This is a genomic window from Acinetobacter sp. S40 (genome assembly GCF_016624705.1).
In the GTDB taxonomy this organism is placed as follows: Bacteria; Pseudomonadota; Gammaproteobacteria; order Pseudomonadales; family Moraxellaceae; genus Acinetobacter.
In genome coordinates this window covers 1-20,793 of record NZ_JACVTU010000020.1, presented here as the reverse complement: position 1 = coordinate 20,793, position 20,793 = coordinate 1, and the positions used below count along the sequence as shown (strand labels likewise).

Sequence of the window (20,793 nt, the reverse complement as noted above, 5' to 3'; positions counted from 1 at the left end):
ATCCACGATGATGCTGTGATGCATCATCGTTATAAAGAGTGATTAATGATAACTGGTAACACGTTCGACTTCATTTTTGGAGCCGATGATCACCGGTACACGTTGATGTAATTCAGTGGGTTGAATCTCTAAAATACGCACACGACCTGTCGTAGATGAGCCGCCAGCCTGTTCAATAAGCATACTCATCGGGTTTGCCTCATACATTAAACGTAAACGACCGGCTTTTTTCGGATCTTTTAAATCGTATGGATAAAGGAAAATACCGCCACGACATAAAATTCGATGAATATCTCCAACCATACAAGCCACCCAGCGCATATTAAAGTCTTTAGCACGAACTGAGGTTTTACCTGCAAGAAGTTCATCAATGTAACGTTTTACAGGTTGTTCCCAATGACGCTGGTTAGAAGCATTGATTGCAAATTCTTGAGTATCTTGACTTACCTCGACTTGATCAGCCGTCAGAATGAATTGCTGACTTTCTGGATCAAAAGTAAAGAATGCAACTCCGTTACCCACAGTCAACGCCAGCATAGTAGATGGGCCATACAAAACATAACCTGCTGCAACTTGTTCAGTTCCAGCTTGCATGAAATCCGTCGCCTGAGTGACTGTATTTTTTGCAGGCAAAATAGAGAAGATCGTACCGACACACATGTTAATGTCAATATTGCTTGAACCATCAAGTGGATCGAATAAAACTAGATATTTGCCATTTTCCTGAGCAGGAGTAAAGTCATCTAGTTCTTCAGACGCCAAACCACCCACATGTGGATGTACTTTTAATGCATCGATTAAATAGTCATTTGAGATGACATCTAACTTTTTCTGGGTTTCACCTTGAACATTTTCATTACCTGCGCTGCCCAAAATTCCTGCTAAAGCACCTTTTTGTAGTGCCTGATCAATGGTATTACAGGTACTAGCAATGGTTTCAATCACTTGAGCAAGTTCAGGTGTCAAATGGCCTGATTGTTGTTGTAAATATTGCGTCAAATTCAGGTTTGACATACAGGAAAACTCCAAAATCAAAAGGGATTGTTTAGAAATGGCTATAGTGTAGATGAGATCGATCTAAAAGAAAAATTATATGACTTTATTTGTTGCGATTTTATGCTTGCAAGTGTTGGGCAACGTGCTATGTTGAATATCAATAAGGATGTAAAAAACAGTATGAGAGGAGACTAGGCATGACGACCAAAACTTTCGGTGCGATGCCAACCCCAAATGAACCGATTAGTCTCGACGAAATTTCAAAAGAGTCTGTAGATGAAGCGTGGAAGGGGTATGAAGCTAAACCTGAATATAAAGAGTTTAATAAACACGATTTGATTGAATCCATGCATCCGCCTCAGGCAGAGCAGGAACAGCAAACCTCTTAAATTCCCAGAAAAAATCGCTTAAAGTTTGAGACTTTAAGCGATTTTTTGCAGCATAATTTCTGCTTATTTCAATAAAGGTGGAACGGCTTCGTAGTTAATTTCTACACGACGGTTTTCTTTCCATGCTGCTTCATCATGACCCGGATTCACTGGCATTTCTTTACCATAGCTTACCGCTTCTAATTGTTGTGGATTTACACCATTGGTGATTAGGAAGCTTTGAACAGCTTTGGCACGACGCTCACCCAACGCCATGTTGTATTCACGTGTACCACGCTCATCAGTATGTCCAGTCAGTGCAACGCGAGAGTTCGCATTTGCCATGAGAAACTGTGCGTGAGCCTGTAGCGTTTGATAATCTTCAGAAGATAAATCACTACTGTCATAATCGAAGTGAACGACGCGTTTTGCCAATGCGGCACGGTTCGCAGCAGTCACCCCTTTAGATGATGCACCTGTTAAGTTTTGCGCACTTAATGCAGCGTCATCACTCAGACCTGAAGTATTTACTGTGCCAGCACTAGTTGGATTATTCCCTGTCTGAACTTCGGCAGCAGGTTTGCGGCTAGCACAGCCAGTCATTATTACAGCAGTGGCTAATACAGGTAAAATGAATAGTTTAACGGCATTCATTGTGATCTCCATGTAATTCAGTTACAAATAAAAATGTTTAATGGTTATTTGGGTGCCCAAGCTGGTTCACGAACTTCACCTTGTTCACTAGGTAAATTCATGCGGAAACGTCCATCTGTTGACATGACAGAGAGCAAACCTTGATTACCTTCACGGGTGGCGTAAACGACCATTTGACCATTTGGCGAAAAACTTGGTGATTCATCCAGACTGGTTGGCGTTAAAATATTCACAATACCCGTTGAAATATTCATAATCGCAACTTTGTAATTGCTACCAGATGGGCGATGGACCAATGCAATATTTTTTCCATCTGCACTCAAAGTTCCTCGTGCATTAAACGCACCGCGGAATGTAATACGGTTTACTGAGGCATCATCAAAGCTATAACGATAAATCTGAGCAGAACCACCACGGTCTGAGGTAAAGATAAAGGATTTACCATCCGGGGCATAGCGAGCTTCTGTATCAATCGCACTGTCATTGGTCATGCGTTGTAATTGGCGGGTTTCCAGATTCATTTGATAGACTTCTGGATTGCCGTGCATAGATGCAGTAAATAGCATAGATTTGCCGTCGGGCGAGAAACTTGGGGCGCCGTTTAGACCTTTAAAGCTTGCTAAAACTTCACGCTGACCCGTAGCCAAATCCTGTAAATAAATTGCTGGACGTTTGGTTTCAAATGAAACATAAGCGATTTTTTTCGCGTCAGGTGTCCATGCAGGTGAAAGAATAGGATCACGAGAAGACAATACGGTTTTCGGTTGTTCGCCGTCAGTATCTGCAATTTGTAAGGTGTAACGTTGCTCAGGCGTAGCGGGGTTACGCAACACATAGGCAATACGACCACTAAAGTCACCCTGAATGCCTGTTAATGCCTGATAAATCGCATCACTGATCATGTGGGCAGCCTGACGGACACGCGAATTAGGTACAGTCAGAAGCTCATTGAGCAAAAATTGCTTTTTTTGTACATCATAAAGCTGGTAATGCACTTCAAAACTATTGTTGGCAGCAGGTTTAATATTTCCTACCACTACATACGGAATACCTGCAGCTTGCCATGCATCCGTTTGAATCTGGTCAATTCCACCAGTGACAGGTAGATTATTTGAGGCACTGGTAAAACGCCCTGAGCGATTTAAATCATTTTCGACAATAGGATAAATGGATTGATCATTGGCAAAGGGAACAATCGCGATTTTAGGGGCTTGTTCGGGTGCCTTCGCAATTTCAAGATGTAATTGCGCAAATGCTTGGGGAACAAAAGCTGAACTCAGTGCAGTAATGATGGCGATTGATAATAGATGTTTGCGATTCATATCCATAGTCGTATTGTGAGTGCGGTTCATTTTTGTGGAATAAAAGTATTTAGCATAGTTACAGGGTTAAAATCCATTTAAACCATGTAATTATGACCAAAATATTATTTAGCAGTAAAAGTTGAAGTAAAGCTTCTTGCTTCACGACGTGCATCTGGATCAGAAGGCATAGGGTAAGGTGCGGCTGCTCGAACAGCAGCTTCAACACTGGCTTTTATATCTGGATCACTTGCATTCACAATCACGGATGCAACTGCGCCGCTATCAGTCAAGGTGACACGAGCAGTTGCTTTTTTGCCAGATGATCCCATTGGAATATCCCAAGTGCGATGGATCTTTTGTTCAAAATCACGTTTTGCTGTTGATGCAATTTTTTTAGCATCGGCTTTTTTCTGCGCAGCCTCTTCAGCAGCTTGCTTGGCAGCCGAGGCTTTTGCTTCGGCATCTGCCTCAGCCTTTCGTTTGGCATCAGCTTCTGCTTTAGCCTTTGCATCTGCCTGCTGTTTTGCTTTGGCTGCCGCATCTGCTTTGGCTTTTGCCTCAGCTTGTTGTTTTGCCTTTTCTGCTGCATCCGCTTTGGCTTTTGCCTCGGCTTGTTGTTTTGCCTTGGCTGCCGCATCCGCTTTGGCTTTTGCCTCGGCTTGCTGTTTTGCCTTTTCTGCTGCATCCGCTTTGGCTTTTGCCTCGGCCTGCTGTTTTGCCTTTTCTGCTGCATCGGCTTTGGCTTTTGCCTCGGCCTGCTGTTTTGCTTTGGCATCAGCTTCTGCTTTGGCTTTTGCCTCAGCTTGCTGTTTTGCCTTGGCTGCTGCATCCGCTTTAGCTTTTGTATCGGCTTGTTGTTTTGCCTTTTCTGCATCTGCTTTGGCTTTTGCATCGGCCTGCTGTTTTGCTTTGGCTGCTGCATCCGCTTTGGCTTTTGTATCGGCTTGTTGCTTTGCCTTTTCTGCTGCATCCGCTTTGGCTTTTGCATCGGCTTGTTGTTTTGCCTTTTCTGCTGCATCCGCTTTGGCTTTTTCAACCGCATCAGTAGGAGTGGTCACAGGAACAGGCGGAGGGCTGCTAGGTACAATTGGAGCAGTGGGTTCTGGTTCTTGTGTGGTTTGAATTTGTTCAGTCACTTGGGTGCTAGTGGTTTCGGCTTCCTGTACCGGGATCGTCAAATCTGCAGGATTAACTAATACTGTCGTAATCTTTTTTGGTGGTTCAGGCGGTTTACTTAAACCTAAATAAAGTAAGCCCACAATGGCGATGGCATGTACGCCAAGCGTAAAACCCAGTGCAATTGCTTTTTCCTGAAAAGGTGGCTTTTGAAAATTCTTCATAACTTACTTTAATGGCTCAGTGAGTAGACCAACTTGGGTTAAACCAGCTTCCTGTAGGCTTGACATTAAAGAAACCACATCACCGTATGGTCTAGTTTTTTCACCATTGACCAATACTGTTATTTTTTGGTTGCTTTCATCTGCCTGAGTTTGGGCATCACCTAAAATTTCTTTTAACTGAGATAATGAAACGTGTTCATTTTTATGATCTTTATATTGCAAATAAATATTGCCATCTTGTCCTAATGTGACAATAGCAGGTTCTTTAGTTTCAATCGGAGTATTTGTCGCTTGTGGTAAATCAACTTTGATACCACTAGTAATCATAGGCGCTGTTACCATGAAAATCACCAGTAATACGAGCATCACATCGATATACGGCACGACATTCATATCACTTTTTAATGGTTTTTTGATACGCTCAAAGCGTCCTGAACGCTGAATGGCCATTAAACTTCTTCCTGTGTAGAACCCACAGACTGACGTTGTAATAATGCCACCATTTCTTCAGAAAAAAGTGCACGATCCGAGTAAATCGCTTCACCTTTAGCCGTATAGTGGTTAAAAGCAAGAACCGCAGGAATGGCAGCAAATAAACCAATTGCAGTTGCAATCAAAGCTTCGGCAATACCAGGTGCAACAGTGGCAAGCGTAACCTGATCAACATCAGCCAAGCCAATAAATGCATTCATAATACCCCAGACAGTTCCGAATAAACCGACATAAGGTGCCACGGAACCAATACTTGCTAATGCACCAAGACCTCGTTCAAGCAGGCTTTGATCACGGCTTAAACCCACACGTAAAATGCGTTCAGTTCCTTCGAGCGTCTGACTGGCAGTTGCGTGACGTTTTTTGAGTTTAAAAAACTCACCTAAACCTTGATAGAAGATATCTTCAAGGCCATGGCGTTTAGAATTAAGCTGGGCATTATTGTAAAGGGTGTTCAGTTCGGCACCTGACCAGAATATTTTTTGGAAATGCTCATCCTGTTGGGCCGCTTTTTTATAACCCATATGCAACTTGGCGATCAGATACCAGCTATAAATTGATGCCAGCAGTAGCAAAAGCATGACTGCCTGAACGACGGGACTTGCCTGTAAAATAAGATCAGAAATATGTAGAGATGATTGGATCTGTGTTGCCATAGTTACATGTGCCAAAGTATGTTTTTTTACTCTTATTCAAGTTCTTGTAGAATAAGATTACGAATTTCATCAGGGAGTCGGCGTGGTCGCATTTCTGTGTTTAAACAGGCTAGTTCAACCTCGCCAGAAGCAAGCATGATTTCACCACGATAAATATTTTGTTGCAATACAAATGACGAAGCTTTACATGAAACTACACTCGCTGTAACAGTAATCATATCGTCCATCATAATCGGTCGCATGTATTTTAATGCGATTTTATGTACGACAAAATTATAATCTTTTTGATGCCAATAATGATCGATGCCAGAAGCACGCAGCCATTCTGTACGAGTCCGTTCCATAAAGCGAATATGATTGGCATGATAAACGATACCTCCAGCATCTGTATCTTCAATATATACGCGAATTTTGAACTCAAAAAGATTAGCCATGATAGATATCCGTACTAAGGTATAAACAATAACAGGTGAGCAGGGAGTGCCAGATTTTTATCGGCTAAGACACTCTTACTTAATGCTCTTAAACGCGTGGAAGTTTAGCATAATGACTATTTCGTCAAATGGCACAAGCTTTCAATCTCACCCTCAACTATTGATTTGATTAAGCTCTAGAGTCATATGGGCTTAATCAGAAGGCGTATAGTCTAAAAAACTACTTTTGGTAATGCCTGATTTCAGAGATTAAATAGCTAAAACCTTGGATTTTGAGTGTCCTTAATCACCACATAGCTGTTCGCCTTGCGCATGAGGAATATATTCTGTAAGGAGCGTTGCTTTTTTTAACACTTTTACTCACAGCCTAGCTGTTCGCCTTGCGCAGCTAAAAAGCGTTGCTTTTTTTAACGCTGCTCAGGTGGGGTCATTCCAAATTGCATATAAGCTTGATTGGTGGCAATACGTCCACGTGCGGTACGCATCACGTAACCTTGCTGGATCAAATAGGGTTCAATTACATCTTCTAAAGTTCCGCTATCTTCGGCCATAGCTGCGGCAAGGGCTTCAACGCCTGCAGGCCCTCCTTCAAAACGTTCTAGAAGCATACTGAGATAGCGCCGATCAAGGGTATCCAGGCCAGATTTATCTACGTTAAGCATATCTAGGGCACGTTGAGCCATGTCCTGAGTAACTTCGCCTGTACCTTTAACTTGTGCATAGTCACGCACACGGCGTAATAAACGGTTGGCGATACGTGGTGTACCTCGTGAACGTCGAGCAATTTCCTCGGAACCTGTTCGAGTAATAGGCACATCCATTAAATTTGCAGTACGAGTGACAATATGGGTTAAATCTTCGACAGAATAAAACTCCAGACGTTGCACAATTCCAAAACGGTCACGCAACGGTGAGGTAAGTAATCCAGCTCGAGTGGTTGCAGCAACTAGTGTAAAAGGGGGTAAGTCCAATTTAATCGAACGTGCTGCCGGGCCTTCACCAATCATGATATCGAGTTGGTAGTCTTCCATGGCAGGATATAAAATTTCTTCAATGACAGGCGAAAGACGATGAATTTCATCGATAAATAACACATCGCCTTCTTCCAGATTGGTCAGCATTGCGGCTAGGTCACCTGCGCGTTCCAGAACTGGACCAGATGTAGATTTTAAATTTCCTCCCATTTCTCGGGCAATAATATTGGCAAGTGTGGTTTTACCTAGTCCCGGTGGGCCAAAAATCAGAGTGTGATCTAGCGCTTCGCCACGGCCACGTGCAGCACCAATGAAAATTTCCATTTGCTCGCGTACTACTGGCTGACCAATATAGTCTGCCAATGACGTTGGCCGAATGGCACGATCAAATTGATCTTCTGGTTTTTCTTTGCCACTAATTAAACGGTCATGCATGATTGGTTACTTCATCATTGATTTAAGTGCAGCACGAATTAAGTCTGCGGCTTCAGTGTGATCAGCCTTGACCGCAGCCACGGCTTTTTGTGCCTCGATTGGCTTATAACCCAATGATTGTAATGCTGCTTCAGCTTCAGCGATTGGGGAATTCGATACAAACTGAATTTGTGCACTACTATTGTTTGAGGCCGATGTGGTTTGGCCAGCAAGGGCTTTAAAACGATCACGTAGTTCAATCATCAAACGTTCAGCCGTTTTTTTACCCACGCCAGGAACTTTGACTAAGGTATTAATGTCATCATGTTCAATGGTCTGAATTAAAAGCTCAACGCTTAATGTCGATAAAATTCCCAGCGCCATTTTCGGACCAACTCCATTGACTTTAAGCAGGGTACGGAAAATAGTTTTTTCCTGAGCCTCTAAAAAACCATAAAGTTGCTGTGCATCTTCACGAACCACCAAATGTGTCCATAAGGTCGCTTTCTGGCCTTTTTGTAATTGGCAAAATGTCGAAAGCGGAGTATCTATTTCATAGCCTACACCATTGACATTAAGGAGTACCGTCGGTGCTTCAAGTGCAAACACTTCACCAATTAAACAACCAATCATTGAATATTTCATTCCTAAAATAATATAAAATTATATGTCTGAAACTGTGCAGACATTACATAAAACTTTCGCGTCGACCCTGTAATACTTGTGCTAGGTCATAAGCTTGATGATCTGAAAATTTGCTGATTATATCCAGTATTTGCATGATGTTCTGGTAGTGATTGTCCTGAAAATTGGCACCAAACTGTTGCAAAATAGACATTAGTCGCTTTTCTTTGAAACTTAAGGTTTTTTGCGGTACGGACAGTGGAATAAACGCATCCAGAATTGATTGCAAACTACTATGCGCAATAATTTCCAGATCTGACTTTTGCCGATGTTCAAAAATTTTATTTCGCGCTAGATCTTTGGCTTTTTCTATTCCAATACCAATATCCGCAGGACAATATTGTAATAAGGTTCCTTCAAGCTGTCCCGATAATATTTCAATATGGTGTCGTGCAAAGGCGCTGGAAACCTCAGCAACTAGACGTTTCATGACTCGACCACGTAATGCTGCGATTTTTTGTTGCCATGTGGTATTGCTTTGCCCTAACTCTTCTGGAATTCCATAATCTGCAATGAGATTTAGAAAAATGGGTTCAACTTCATCATAGGTCAACATATTTAAAATAATGCCATCTTCCAGATCAATCAGGGCATAGCACATGTCATCTGCGGCTTCGAGCAGATAAGTCAAAGGGTGACGACAATAGTGATATTCACCGAGTTGGATCAATCCAAGCTGATCGGCAATTTCAGTCAAAATATCTTTTTCAGTCTGATAACAGCCAAATTTAGCCCGTTGATGAGAGGGGCGATCTCCTTGCGAATCAATGGTTTTAGAAAGCCAGGGGTATTTTAAATAAGCGCCCAAAGTCGCATGGGTGAGACGCATGCCTCCATCATTTGGATGATAGTCAATGCGCGTTAAGAGACGCAAACCTTGTGCATTGCCTTCAAACTGGCGCACATCTGCTTCTTCTTCGGGACTAATTTCTTTTAAAAAATCGTTATGTGAAGCATCATCAAACCATTCACGAATGGCGTATTCACCTGCATGTCCATAAGGTGGATTGCCAATATCATGAGCAAGACACGCAGCCTGAATAATTGCACCGACATCAGAGGGAGAGATCCATGCAGGGAGTTCATCTTTTATTTTTTCAGCAGTCATCATGCCGAGCGACCGCCCAATACATGAAACCTCAAGAGAGTGTGTTAAACGAGTATGAACTCCATCTTGCAGAGCAAAAGGATGAACTTGTGTTTTTCGGTTAAGCTGGCGAAAACTTTGGGAAAATATGATGCGATCATAGTCTTTATGAAATGGGCTACGTCCCAATTCTGTTGTACTTTTTTTGCTACCTAAACGAACTGCTGAAAGCAACTCCATCCAACGCATTTGTTCCATTTATAACTGTTCTTAAGAGATCTACTTTGCATCATGCCAAAAAACAATGCAAAGCACTAGGGCAGTGCGACATGATTTGTCTGCTAACTGTATTTTTTTGAGCTTCTCAAAAATGCTTGGTTAAATATGTTGGTTTTAGCTTATATTTTTATTGAGAGCATTTTTAGTTTTATTTTTAATATACGCATAAGCAATCCATTTTTTATTATTTAAAATTATAAAGGCGAGTGCCATACCATTTATCTTAAAGATGACTTTTATTGAATGTTATGAGCAAAAAAAATTCTAAGCCTTTGTGGATTACAGTAATCGTCCTTGCGGCGATTGTTGCTTTTATTGTCTATCAAAATCGTAAAGATCAAACACCTATTAATCAAAAAACTTCTGGCAAATCTGTCGTGATTGCTTATCAAACGGGTGTTGATCCCAGTAAAGTTGCACAGGCCAACGGCGATTATGAAAAGGAGAGTGGTCAGCAGATTCAATGGAAGAAATTTGATGCTGGTTCTGATGTCGTCAATGCTCTGGCGTCGGGTGATGTGGTTATTGGCAACATTGGGTCAAGTCCATTGGCAGCGGCAGCCAGTCGTCACGTTCCAATTGAAGTATTTTTAATTACAGCAAAACTTGGCGGCTCCGAAGCATTGGTTGTGAGTCAAAAATCTAAAATTCAATCACCGCAGGATCTTAGGGGGAAAACCATTGCAGTGCCTTTTGTTTCGACGACACATTATAGTTTACTGTCTGCGCTCAAACATTGGGGTATCAGTGAAAATCAGGTGAAAATTATTAATTTGCGACCACCTGAAATTGCAGCAGCTTGGGAACGCGGCGATATTGATGCAACGTATGTTTGGGAGCCAGCCTTAAGTAAAGCAAAAGCAACAGGCACTGTATTGACCGATTCCAAACAAGTAGGTGAGTGGGGCGCGCCTACTTATGATTTATGGGTAGTGCGTAAAGATTTTGCTGAAAAGAATCCTGACTTTATTAAATCTTTTGTCAAAACAACACTCAAACAAATTGATATTTATCAACAGAATCCACAAGCTTTTGAACAGGATCAGTTAAATCTTGAAAAAATTGCCAAACTAACAGGTTCAGATACTAAAGATATTCCATTATTACTGTCGGGGAATGATTATTTAACCCTTGAGCAGCAACAAAAAACATTATCGGGCAAATTTGCTCAAAATATTTTTGATACCGCCACTTTTCTCAAGAGTCAGGGCAAGGTAGATCAAGTCAAAACAAGTTATGCCGAAAATGTCACGACAGCCTTTTTGCAATAGATAGGAGTTGGTCATGAGTATATTGAAAGCTGAACATTTACAATTGCAGTTTCCAAGACAGCAATATCCCGTTTTGCAGGATGTCTCTTTATCGATTGAATCGGGTTCACTGAATGTGATTTTAGGTGAGTCAGGTTGTGGTAAAACTACATTGCTGAATATTTTGGCGGGCTTTCAAAAAGTAGATGCGGGACAAGTCAAAATTGATGATGAAGTATTGACAGGTCCTGACGTACGTCGTGCAGTGGTGTTTCAGGATCATGCCTTATTGCCTTGGCTAAATGTCGAACAAAATGTTGGATTTGCTTTAGAACTAAAAGGGTTAAGGGAAAGTGCCATTGAGCAACAAGTTCAAAGCATTTTAAAAATTGTGGGTTTATCTCATGTTGCGCAGGGCAATATCTGGGAGCTTTCGGGTGGCATGAAGCAGCGTGTTGGTATTGCACGTGCTTTAGTCAGTCATGCTGCGTTTATTTTACTGGATGAACCGTTTGCTGCTTTAGACGCCTTTACTAGAGAAACCATGCAGCAACTGGTTCTAGATTTATGGATTCAGCAGAATAAAGGTTTTTTCCTTATTACACATGATATTGAAGAAGCTCTTTTATTGAGTCAGCAATTGGTATTGATGACCGCTCATCCAGGAAAAATTGTAGAAACATTACATTTGAATTTTGCGGAACGTTATCGGAAAGGTGAGTCCATACGTTCGATTAAATCTGACCCTGAATTTATTGATTTAAGGGAACAATTATTTGAAAGGTTGCGCGAACAAAAACAACCCAGTGATGAGGTGTTGCTATGAATACCCGAACAGAGTCGGTAAATTATAAAGATCAGAGATCAAAACATATAACGCTTTATTCATCAAAGGGTTTAAAGGGCAAGGTTCTGGCATTTCTAGGGCGACATCGTAATCTTGCTTTAAGTGGGCTGAGTGTTTTGAGTGTATTACTCATTTGGTTTTTGATTACCGCTTTACATATTGTCCCATCATTATTTCTACCCAGTCCTCAGGCAGTTTGGCAAAAGTTTTTAGAAGTCAGTCAGCAGGGGTTTATGAAAGCCACACTCTGGCAACATTTGGCTGCCAGTATTTCCAGGGTTTTATTTGCACTGGTTGCTGCCATTGCAGTGGGTATCCCACTTGGGTTGTGGATGGGACTTAATAAATATGCGCGCGCTATATTGGATCCTTTAGTTGAATTATTACGACCTATACCGCCTTTGGCATATTTACCGCTATTGGTCATTTGGTTTGGAATCGGGGAAACGACCAAAGTATTACTCATATTTTTCTCGATTTTAGCTCCTGTCATTATCAGCAGTACACATGGTGTCATCAGTCATCAGGTTAATCGAGAACGTGCCGCATTGTCATTGGGTGCAACACAGACGCAAGTTTTTTTGAAAGTGATTTTACCGACCGCACTCCCCCATATTTTAACAGGGATAAGAATTGGTTTAGGTGTGGGTTGGTCAACCTTGGTGGCATCTGAATTAGTGGCTGCTGATCGAGGTATTGGTTTTATGGTGCAATCGGCGGCGCAATTTCTGATCACCGATACTGTGATTTTGGGCATTATCGTGATTGCCATTGTTGCGTTGAGTTTTGAATTATTTTTACGCTGGTTGCAACAGCAATTATCTCCATGGTACGGCCAACAATTATAGAGCATAGGCAATAAAATGAGTTTAGTTATAGAAATAATCAAACCCGCTATTGGTGCAATTATTAATGGGGTTGATTTAAATCATTTGGATGTACAACAAACTTCTGAGATTCAACAGGCTTTATTACGTCATCAAGTGATCTTTTTTCATCAACAACAATTAGACCCACGCGCGCAGGCGGCACTAGCGCGTAGTTTCGGTTCCTTGCATATCCATCCAATTTATCCTTCAATAGAGGGAACACCCGAAGTTTTGGTTTTGGATAGTTGGCAGCAAGATTTACGTGATAATGAACTATGGCATACCGATGTAACGTTTAGTCAAACGCCACCATTAGGTTGTGTGTTGCAAGCGATTAAAATTCCTGCGACAGGAGGCGATACGCTATGGTCCAGTGGTGTGGCTGCATTTACAGCACTCCATGGAAATTTACAGCACAAATTAAGAGGATTAACCGCAATCCATGATATTCGTAAATCTTTTCCGAGCGAGCGATTTGCAAAAAACGAAGTAGAGCGTGAAAAACTTGAACAAACCTTTAAACGCAATCCTCCTGTAGTGCATCCTGTGGTAAGAACGCATCCTGTGACAGGTCAGCCGATTTTATTTGTGAGTGAGGGTTTTACTACACGTATTAATGAGTTGACTGAACAGGAAAGCGGGGAATTACTTGCATTTCTATTTCAGCATTCAACACGGGAACAATTTCATCTGCGCTGGAAATGGCAAGAAGGTGATGTCGCGATTTGGGACAATCGCTGTACTCAGCATAAGGCATTGTTTGATTATGGGAATGCTCATCGGATTATGCATCGCGCTACGATAAATGGAGACATTCCTTATTATCGGGAAGCAAGTTAAAACAACGTATAAAAAAGCCCTAATCTTTCGATTAGAGCTTTTTGAAATTTTGGAGCGGGAAACGAGACTCGAACTCGCGACCCCAACCTTGGCAAGGTTGTGCTCTACCAACTGAGCTATTCCCGCAATGTGAGATGCATTATAGACAGTTTCATTTAACTGTCAACATGCATCGGTTTTAATTGTTGATTTAATCAGCACGTCGCCAAACGGTTCCCTGACGCGTATCTTCAAGGGCAACCCCTTGTTCAAGCAAAGACTGGCGGATGCCATCTGCTTTGGCAAAATCTCGGGCTTTTTTGGCATCGCTACGCTGTTGAATTAAATCTTCAATTTCATCATCAGTTAGACCCAATGCTTGTTGGCCAATATCTGATTTTAAGAAGTCGTCGACATTGTGCTGAACCAAGCCTAAAATTGAAGTTAAATGACGCAAGGTTGCATAATAGCGTGTGGCTTGTTCAGCATGTTGCTCTTTAACAGCTCGATTGAGTTCACGGTTTAGGTCAAATAGAACAGCCATTGCTTCAGGAGTATTAAAGTCATCGAGCATAGCAACATTAAAACGTTCTACAAATTCATGATCCAATTGTTCAGAATGGACTTGACCATAACTTTGTTCATACGCTTTAAAGGCATGATAAAAACGGGTCAGTGCAGTTTTTGCTTCTTTTAAGGCAGTATCTGAGAAATTTACAGGACTACGATAATGCGAAGAAACAATAAAATAGCGAATGACTTCAGGATGGAATTTTTCCATCACATCACGGATTGTGAAGAAATTGCCTAAAGACTTTGACATCTTCTCGCCATCGACATTAATAAAGCCGACATGCATCCAATAATTAACATATTGTTCACCTGTCGCAGCTTCACTTTGTGCAATCTCATTTTCATGATGAGGGAATAGTAAATCTGAACCGCCGCCATGAATATCAAAATGATTACCCAAGCAGCAAGTTGACATAGCGGAACATTCAATATGCCAGCCTGGACGACCATTTCCCCAAGGCGATTGCCAAGATGGTTCATTGGCTTTGGCATGTTTCCAGAGGACAAAGTCAAACGGATGTTTTTTTTCTACTTCGACATCGACTCGCTCGCTCGCACCTGCTTGCATATCATCCAGCTTACGGCCAGATAAACGACCATATTTAGCAAATTTGGTGACTTCATAATACACGTCACCATTTGCAGCAGGGTAGGCCGTGCCATTGTCAACTAAAGTACCAATCATATTTTGCATTTGACTGATGTATTCGGTTGCTTTAGGTGATTCATCAGGTTCAGCACAACCCAAGCTTGCTGCATCTTCATTCATGGCTGTAATGAAGCGCGTTGTCAGCTCTTGAATCGTTTCGCCATTTTCATTGGCGCGACTGATAATTTTGTCATCAATATCTGTGATATTGCGGATATAGCGGACTTTCCAGCCTTGGCTACGCAAAAAACGAATAATATAATCAAAGGCAACCATGACTCGAGCATGTCCAATATGACAATAGTCATACACAGTCATGCCACAGACGTACATATCTATCTGGCCATCAACACGTGGGACAAATTCAACTTTTTTACGTTGCTCTGAGTTATATAAAACGAATGGTTGCATAAGACTCTTAAAAACATTCACTAAAATAGCGTTACATCATAACGTAAGCCACATATTTCACAAAGGTTTATCCATAATTTTTATAAGTAAGTGAAAACTTGTACATTTAGAAACGTGATAGGAAATGAGATGTGCTAGAATATTGCAAAATTTTCAGTTAAAAACGCGATAGTCTGATTGGCTATCGCGAATTGTTTGAGCTCATATTTTATGCCCAATACCATCGATTTTAAAAAAATTGCACTAGAAACGATTGCGATTGAGCAGCACGCCTTGGATGTGTTGGCAAATCAGATTGATGACAATTTCAATCAGGCTTGTGAAATTATTTTGCAGTGTCAGGGCCGCGTGGTTGTGACGGGCATGGGGAAATCTGGTCATATTGGTCGAAAAATGGCAGCAACTTTTGCTTCCACTGGCACGCCTTCTTTCTTTATGCATCCTGGCGAGGCGGGACATGGTGATTTGGGCATGCTGGTACGCGGGGATGTGCTTATTGCCATTTCTAATTCTGGCAAAAGTGATGAAATCATGATGCTGATGCCATTGATCAAACATCTGGAAGTTCCGTTGATTACCATCAGTCGTGATGCTACAGGTCCAATGCCTAAAAATGCAGATGTTGCCTTAACACTTGGTGAATCGAATGAAGCCTGTCCATTAGGACTCGCCCCAACTTCGAGCACTACGGCGACATTGGTTTTGGGGGATGCATTAGCTGTGGCACTACTTGAGGCACGTGGTTTTACTGCAGATGATTTTGCACGTTCCCACCCAGCAGGTGCTTTAGGTAAACGTCTACTTTTACATGTTAAACATTTGATGCATACAGCCGAGGAACTTCCAAAAGTCTCACCTGATACTCCTATGAATCAGGTACTTTACGAAATTTCAAATAAACGTCTGGGTTTGACCACTATTGTAGATGAACAGGATCATTTATTGGGTATTTTTACGGATGGTGATTTGCGTCGTTTAATCGATAAACAACAAGGTTTCGATGTGAAACTTCCAGTATCTGAAGTAATGATTCAACATCCGGCGACTATTTCTCAGGAAGTTCGCGCTGTTGAAGCTTTAAAGCAATTGAATGCTAAAAAAATTAGCCAGTTTGTTGTGGTTGATGATGAAAATAAAGTGATTGGTGTTATTAGCATGCATGACCTAATTCAGGCAGGGGTAAATTAATTCATGGCATCTTATGCATTACTTGAACAGGCGCGTCATATTCAGGCGCTGGTTTTAGATGTCGATGGCATCTTAAGTGATGGTTTTGTCACCTTGACCAATAGTGGTGACGAAATCAAATCTTTTGATATTCGTGATGGTCTGGGTATGAAATTGGCTCAGCAAGCAGGTCTCAAAGTCATTATTATTACAGGTCGTAAAAGCCAGATTGTTGAAAAACGTATGTCGGATCTCGGGGTTGATCTAGTTTTTCAGGGTCGTGAAGATAAAGGCGTTGCATTGCGTGAAGCTTGTGCCCAGTTTAATTTGAAACCTAAAGATTGTTTATATATGGGTGATGATTGGCCTGATTTATCAGCATTTGCGCTTGCAGGTATGTGTGTGACGGTACCAAACGGACATGTGGAGTTACGTCGTCGAGCCCATTTGGTGACTCAGGCGATGGGTGGTCGTGGAGCAGTACGCGAGGTCTGTGATATGTTACTGAATGCAAAAGGAGTTTACGAAGAACTTCTTGCAAAATATCTTACAGTACCCCATTAATATTCTAAGCCAAATAAAAAGGTGATATTACGCCGCCTATGGATACCAGAGTTTTATATATCGTGGCGATTGCAATCGCAGCTGTAAGTGGTGGCTATTATTACTACAGTGGGAAAGCAAATAAACTTGAGGCAGATACGAGTCGAAATATGACCTATTCTGCTCAGGACATTCATTTGACCCAAACGAATGATCAAGGACATCTATATATTCGTGCTCAAGTCGATCGGCTAGAACAGAATATGCAAAAGCAAACTTCAAAACTTGAAAACTTGCATGCTTCGATGTACCAAAATGGGCAAGTAAATGCGACTTTCTTTTCTAAGGTCGCCAATGGCTATGATGATAATGAAAAAGTAATTCTTTCTGGAGATGTGGTTGCAACAAAACTTGCTGAAAATGGTGAAATTATTTTTCGTACCGATGAGCTAACGACTTATCCTAAAACAAAAATAATAGAAACAACGCATCAGGTGGATGTGCAATCATCGCAAGCTTCTTTTGTAAGCAGTGGGCTAAAAGCCAATCTGGAAAATGGACAATACGAATTTTTTAATATTCGAGGAAAGTATGCACCAAATTCTTAATTCGACTTCACGTTCGACTTTCCTGAAACAGATTGCTGGTTTTACTGTGATGGCAATGCTGTCTGTTTCAGCATTTGCGCTACCTGCAGATCGCAATCAACCTATTTCTTTAGTGGCTGACAAAGCTACATTTAATGATAGAACGGGTGTCACTACTTATACTGGAAATGTAGTCATTGAACAGGGCACCATGAAGTTACAGGCAGACTCAATCGTTGCCCAGCTTAATTCCAAACGAGAAATTCAGACCATTACAGCCAATGGGCGACCATCTAAATTTCAGCAACAAATTAGCGCTGAAAAAGGTGTAGCTCGTGGTGAAGCACAAAAGATTGTTTACAATGCAGATAGCGGAATTATTACCTTAACAGGGAATGCATATCTATTTCAGGATGGCGCAAGTATTCGTGGTAATAGCTTAAAATATAGTATGAATAAAGGTGATATTGAAGCACAGGGTTCTAGTTCAAACCGTGTTCAATTGATTATCCCACCGTCTAGTTCAAAAAGCTTCCCAGGAGCACGTGATTAAATGGATCAATCGCCTCTAAAATCACAAAAACTTTGTATTAAGCATCTGGCTAAAAATTATAGTAAACGCTGGGTAGTGAAAGATGTATCATTTCAGATGCAAAGCGGTCAAATTGTAGGGTTGCTTGGACCAAATGGTGCGGGTAAAACTACTAGTTTCTATATGGTTGTTGGCTTGGTGCGGATGGATAAAGGGGAAATTCATTTAGATCAAGAGGATCTTTCCCATTTAGCAATGCATGAACGAGCAAGAAAAGGCATTGGTTATTTGCCGCAGGAAGCTTCTATTTTCAGAAAGCTTACAATTGCTGAAAATATTATGGCAATTTTGGAAACCCGAAAAGATTTAAATAAGCAGCAACGCCAACAGCGCTTGAATGAATTGTTGGCTGATTTTAAAATTGGCCACATTAAAGATTCTTTAGGCATGAGTGTTTCTGGTGGTGAACGTCGACGTGCTGAGATTGCCCGCGCTTTGGCTGCTGATCCAAAGTTTATGCTGCTTGATGAACCCTTTGCAGGCGTAGATCCAATTTCAGTTGGTGATATTAAAGAGATTATTCGTAATCTTAAAGAGCGTGGAATTGGCGTTCTGATTACTGATCACAATGTACGTGAGACACTGGCAATTTGTGAGCATGCTTATATCGTAAGTGAAGGTTCAGTTATTGCAGAAGGTACACCTCAGGATATCCTTGAGAATGAACAAGTTCGTAAAGTCTACTTAGGTGATGATTTTACAGTTTAAACTTATTATTTATAGTCATTAATTTATTTAAAAAATCCCTTTTCTTGAAATTTGAAAAGGGATTTTTTTTACTAAATGATAAATTTTTATATATTTTATTAAATTAAATATTTGAGTCGGGAAAATTAATTAAAAAATACATTTAAATAAAAATAACTTTATTTCTTCATAATGCATGTGAATAGTTACATAAATATTAATATATTTAAAATTATTAGATTTTGAATAAGCATTAGTTAAATATATATTTAATAAAAATTAAATAAAGCAACAGAAAATATTTTGGTTTATATCAATAAAATTGATGCAAATGATTAATGACTTTTGAGTTAAATTATGAGTGCATTGTGAGTTTTATTTATTTATTAAAATGTGAAATATTTCTCTTTTTATTGTAAATTATATGTTGTAATATCTGTACAAAATTTAACATTTTATTGGGGTTTTTATGATTCGTGGCGGCGGTCTTCTCGTTCTAAGCCTTTTTCTGACAGCTTGTGTTACACCTTTTAATATGTATAGCAAGCCTTCAAATTTATTATTTCAGAAACAGGATAATACTAGAAATCAAGTTATTCATGTTTTTCGAGATAATAAGCTTTGTCTGAATGATGATAAAAGTAGACAGAACTGTCCGGTTAGTTTCTATATTGATGATTTTAAGGCAGGCGATTTTTATATTAATAATAAGGCTAATTTTTATTTAAAGCCTGATGCGTATGTCATTAAAGTTAAAAGTTGTAGAACAATATGTGAGACGTATGAACTTAAATTAAATGTGAATAATCAGCTTGAAAATCGCGATTTTACAATTTCAATTGATAGTGATGATAAGCCTTTTATTGTTCAAGGTAATACTGAAAAGTTAAGTTGATTCAGATAAGCACCCCACATTAGTGATGAAGCACACTTATCTTTAGGTAATAAATTTAAGTGTAAAACTACTCTAACTAATTAAATATGACTTCAAAAAAAATAGATTCAATTTTTTAAATAAATGATTGTTTCTAAAGAGATAAATGGCAACCCATTTTTAGTGGCATTTGGCGGCACAAAAATGGTTAATGGCGGGATTCGATCTTTCTTGACAGGCTGATGCTCAGAGGAATGAGAGCCGAAAAGAAAGCAGATTACCAATTATATAAAGGGTTTAAATAATGGGGTTGCCCATTATTTGGGTATATACGCATGACAAAATTTGTAGTAACAGAAAAGAAATCTTTAGAAAAAAGCAGTATAGACAATTCGCAAGTTATTTTAAAAGCGGCGGCTATCGTTCAGGTTAATTTACACCGAGAGGATGTTGCTGAGTTTATTCAAGATGGCAATACTCTAATTTTAAAATTACAAAATGGCGATGTCATTACGATTGAAAACTTCTTTGTACAATACGAAGATAAAGTCGTTTCAGATTTGGTTTTTGAAGATAACGAATGTGCTTTTTTGTGGTTTGACTGGAACAATGGGGCTCCTTTATTTAGAGAAATTACAGGTTTAGAGGTCTTGTTGCCTATTGCGAGTGGTAGCAGTTCAGGTGTATTTCTTCCTTGGCTTGCAGGGGGAGTTGCTGTTGCAGGGGGAGTTGCTTTAGGAAGCAGCGAGGGGAGTAGTAATGATGAAAAAGAAACTATAGTCAATAAACCTCCACAGGTTTTAGAAAGTAGTAAGCAGCAGGCTATTAGTACCACCGAAGATACACCTAAAACTGGAAAAATTTTAAATGTTACAGATCCAGATGGTGATTCTCTAGTTTATACGGTTACTAAAAAACCAACACATGGCACAGTTACATTTGATCCAGCGACAGGCAGTTACACCTACACGCCGAATGCCAATTACCACGGTAGCGACAGCTTTGAAGTGACGGTGAGTGATGGCAATGGTGGCACGACCACCGTGACGGTTCCAGTAACGATCAGCTCCGTGAACGATGCACCGACAGCCAGTGCCGATCCACTCACCACAGCAGAAGATACCGCAGTCACTGGCCAGGTGGTGGCACAGGATGTGGATGGAGATAGCCTCACGTATGGAGTGAGCACGCCAGCTGCAAACGGCACAGTGACGCTTGATCCAGCGACAGGCAGTTACAGCTA

At 40.6% G+C, this 20,793-nt stretch carries 23 protein-coding genes and 1 tRNA gene; 12 read left to right on the top strand and 12 right to left on the bottom strand.

What is annotated here, in order from left to right; translation table 11 throughout:
* Positions 1-42 precede the first annotated feature (42 nt).
* Positions 43-1,014 (bottom strand): class 1 fructose-bisphosphatase, encoded by a 972-nt coding sequence (locus IAE19_RS15445; protein ID WP_200461802.1) that lies wholly within the window; start codon positions 1,012-1,014, stop codon positions 43-45.
* Between the two features lie 179 nt (positions 1,015-1,193).
* Here IAE19_RS15445 and IAE19_RS15440 point away from each other — a divergent pair, with 179 nt between their 5' ends.
* Complete coding sequence (locus IAE19_RS15440; RefSeq protein ID WP_200461801.1) at positions 1,194-1,385, top strand: NF038105 family protein; 192 nt, start codon at positions 1,194-1,196, stop codon at positions 1,383-1,385.
* A gap of 63 nt (positions 1,386-1,448) precedes the next feature.
* Here the strand turns inward: IAE19_RS15440 and pal are convergent, their stop codons facing one another.
* The 9 genes from pal to IAE19_RS15395 all read right to left on the bottom strand — a co-directional run bounded on the left by pal (position 1,449) and on the right by IAE19_RS15395 (position 9,661).
* Entirely contained in the window at positions 1,449-2,018 is a 570-nt protein-coding gene (gene pal, locus IAE19_RS15435; RefSeq protein WP_200461800.1) for a peptidoglycan-associated lipoprotein Pal, read from the bottom strand.
* Positions 2,019-2,062: 44 nt separating this feature from the next.
* Entirely contained in the window at positions 2,063-3,346 is a 1,284-nt protein-coding gene (tolB, locus tag IAE19_RS15430; protein ID WP_200461819.1) for a Tol-Pal system beta propeller repeat protein TolB, read from the bottom strand.
* 98 nt (positions 3,347-3,444) lie between these two features.
* Positions 3,445-4,662, bottom strand: a complete 1,218-nt coding sequence (tolA, locus tag IAE19_RS15425; RefSeq protein WP_200461799.1) for a cell envelope integrity protein TolA — start codon at positions 4,660-4,662, stop codon at positions 3,445-3,447.
* A 3-nt stretch (positions 4,663-4,665) separates the two neighbouring features.
* The gene (gene tolR / locus IAE19_RS15420; RefSeq protein WP_200461798.1) at positions 4,666-5,112 is read right to left on the bottom strand and encodes a protein TolR; all 447 of its coding nucleotides are present in this window, start codon (positions 5,110-5,112) and stop codon (positions 4,666-4,668) included.
* Positions 5,112-5,810, bottom strand: coding sequence for a protein TolQ (tolQ, locus tag IAE19_RS15415; RefSeq protein WP_200461797.1), 699 nt, complete (start codon positions 5,808-5,810; stop codon positions 5,112-5,114). Before tolQ ends, tolR begins: the two co-directional genes overlap by 1 nt.
* A 32-nt stretch (positions 5,811-5,842) precedes the next feature.
* Positions 5,843-6,244, bottom strand: a complete 402-nt coding sequence (ybgC, locus tag IAE19_RS15410; protein ID WP_200461796.1) for a tol-pal system-associated acyl-CoA thioesterase — start codon at positions 6,242-6,244, stop codon at positions 5,843-5,845.
* Between the two features lie 407 nt (positions 6,245-6,651).
* Complete coding sequence (gene ruvB / locus IAE19_RS15405) at positions 6,652-7,653, bottom strand: Holliday junction branch migration DNA helicase RuvB (protein ID WP_200461795.1); 1,002 nt, start codon at positions 7,651-7,653, stop codon at positions 6,652-6,654.
* 6 nt (positions 7,654-7,659) lie between these two features.
* A complete protein-coding gene (gene ruvA / locus IAE19_RS15400; protein WP_200461794.1) occupies positions 7,660-8,265 on the bottom strand; it encodes a Holliday junction branch migration protein RuvA in 606 nt (201 codons plus the stop codon).
* Between the two features lie 55 nt (positions 8,266-8,320).
* Entirely contained in the window at positions 8,321-9,661 is a 1,341-nt protein-coding gene (locus tag IAE19_RS15395) for a deoxyguanosinetriphosphate triphosphohydrolase (RefSeq protein ID WP_200461793.1), read from the bottom strand.
* A 269-nt stretch (positions 9,662-9,930) separates the two neighbouring features.
* On the opposite strand from IAE19_RS15395, the gene tauA reads away from it, so the two are divergent.
* The 4 genes from tauA to tauD are packed head-to-tail and all read left to right on the top strand — an operon-like array spanning position 9,931 to position 13,488.
* The gene (gene tauA / locus IAE19_RS15390) at positions 9,931-10,953 is read left to right on the top strand and encodes a taurine ABC transporter substrate-binding protein (protein WP_200461792.1); all 1,023 of its coding nucleotides are present in this window, start codon (positions 9,931-9,933) and stop codon (positions 10,951-10,953) included.
* Positions 10,954-10,966: 13 nt separating this feature from the next.
* The gene (locus IAE19_RS15385; RefSeq protein ID WP_200461791.1) at positions 10,967-11,758 is read left to right on the top strand and encodes a taurine ABC transporter ATP-binding protein; all 792 of its coding nucleotides are present in this window, start codon (positions 10,967-10,969) and stop codon (positions 11,756-11,758) included.
* Positions 11,755-12,627 (top strand): taurine ABC transporter permease TauC, encoded by an 873-nt coding sequence (tauC, locus tag IAE19_RS15380; RefSeq protein ID WP_200461790.1) that lies wholly within the window; start codon positions 11,755-11,757, stop codon positions 12,625-12,627. The genes IAE19_RS15385 and tauC overlap by 4 nt, the downstream gene beginning before the upstream one ends.
* Positions 12,628-12,642: 15 nt before the next feature.
* On the top strand, positions 12,643-13,488 hold the full coding sequence (gene tauD, locus IAE19_RS15375) for a taurine dioxygenase (RefSeq protein ID WP_227612297.1): 846 nt from the start codon (positions 12,643-12,645) through the stop codon (positions 13,486-13,488).
* 50 nt (positions 13,489-13,538) lie between these two features.
* Here tauD and IAE19_RS15370 read toward each other — a convergent pair.
* Together IAE19_RS15370 and cysS are read right to left on the bottom strand one after the other, a co-directional pair.
* Positions 13,539-13,614 (bottom strand) — tRNA-Gly (locus IAE19_RS15370).
* A gap of 64 nt (positions 13,615-13,678) precedes the next feature.
* On the bottom strand, positions 13,679-15,100 hold the full coding sequence (gene cysS, locus IAE19_RS15365) for a cysteine--tRNA ligase (protein WP_200461789.1): 1,422 nt from the start codon (positions 15,098-15,100) through the stop codon (positions 13,679-13,681).
* Between the two features lie 210 nt (positions 15,101-15,310).
* Here cysS and IAE19_RS15360 point away from each other — a divergent pair, with 210 nt between their 5' ends.
* From IAE19_RS15360 to IAE19_RS15330, 7 genes are all read left to right on the top strand, one after another.
* Positions 15,311-16,288: a KpsF/GutQ family sugar-phosphate isomerase gene (locus IAE19_RS15360; RefSeq protein WP_200461788.1), complete on the top strand. Its 978-nt coding sequence runs from the start codon at positions 15,311-15,313 to the stop codon at positions 16,286-16,288.
* Positions 16,289-16,291: 3 nt separating this feature from the next.
* Positions 16,292-16,831: a KdsC family phosphatase gene (locus tag IAE19_RS15355; RefSeq protein WP_200461787.1), complete on the top strand. Its 540-nt coding sequence runs from the start codon at positions 16,292-16,294 to the stop codon at positions 16,829-16,831.
* A gap of 38 nt (positions 16,832-16,869) precedes the next feature.
* Complete coding sequence (lptC, locus tag IAE19_RS15350; protein WP_200461786.1) at positions 16,870-17,418, top strand: LPS export ABC transporter periplasmic protein LptC; 549 nt, start codon at positions 16,870-16,872, stop codon at positions 17,416-17,418.
* A complete protein-coding gene (gene lptA, locus IAE19_RS15345) occupies positions 17,402-17,950 on the top strand; it encodes a lipopolysaccharide transport periplasmic protein LptA (RefSeq protein WP_200461785.1) in 549 nt (182 codons plus the stop codon). Before lptC ends, lptA begins: the two co-directional genes overlap by 17 nt.
* Positions 17,951-18,697: an LPS export ABC transporter ATP-binding protein gene (gene lptB / locus IAE19_RS15340; RefSeq protein WP_200461784.1), complete on the top strand. Its 747-nt coding sequence runs from the start codon at positions 17,951-17,953 to the stop codon at positions 18,695-18,697. It begins immediately after the preceding gene.
* 448 nt (positions 18,698-19,145) lie between these two features.
* Positions 19,146-19,571, top strand: a complete 426-nt coding sequence (locus IAE19_RS15335; RefSeq protein ID WP_200461783.1) for a hypothetical protein — start codon at positions 19,146-19,148, stop codon at positions 19,569-19,571.
* A 314-nt stretch (positions 19,572-19,885) separates the two neighbouring features.
* Positions 19,886-20,793 (top strand): Ig-like domain-containing protein (locus IAE19_RS15330; protein WP_200461782.1); only part of this gene is annotated, 908 nt, incomplete at its 3' end.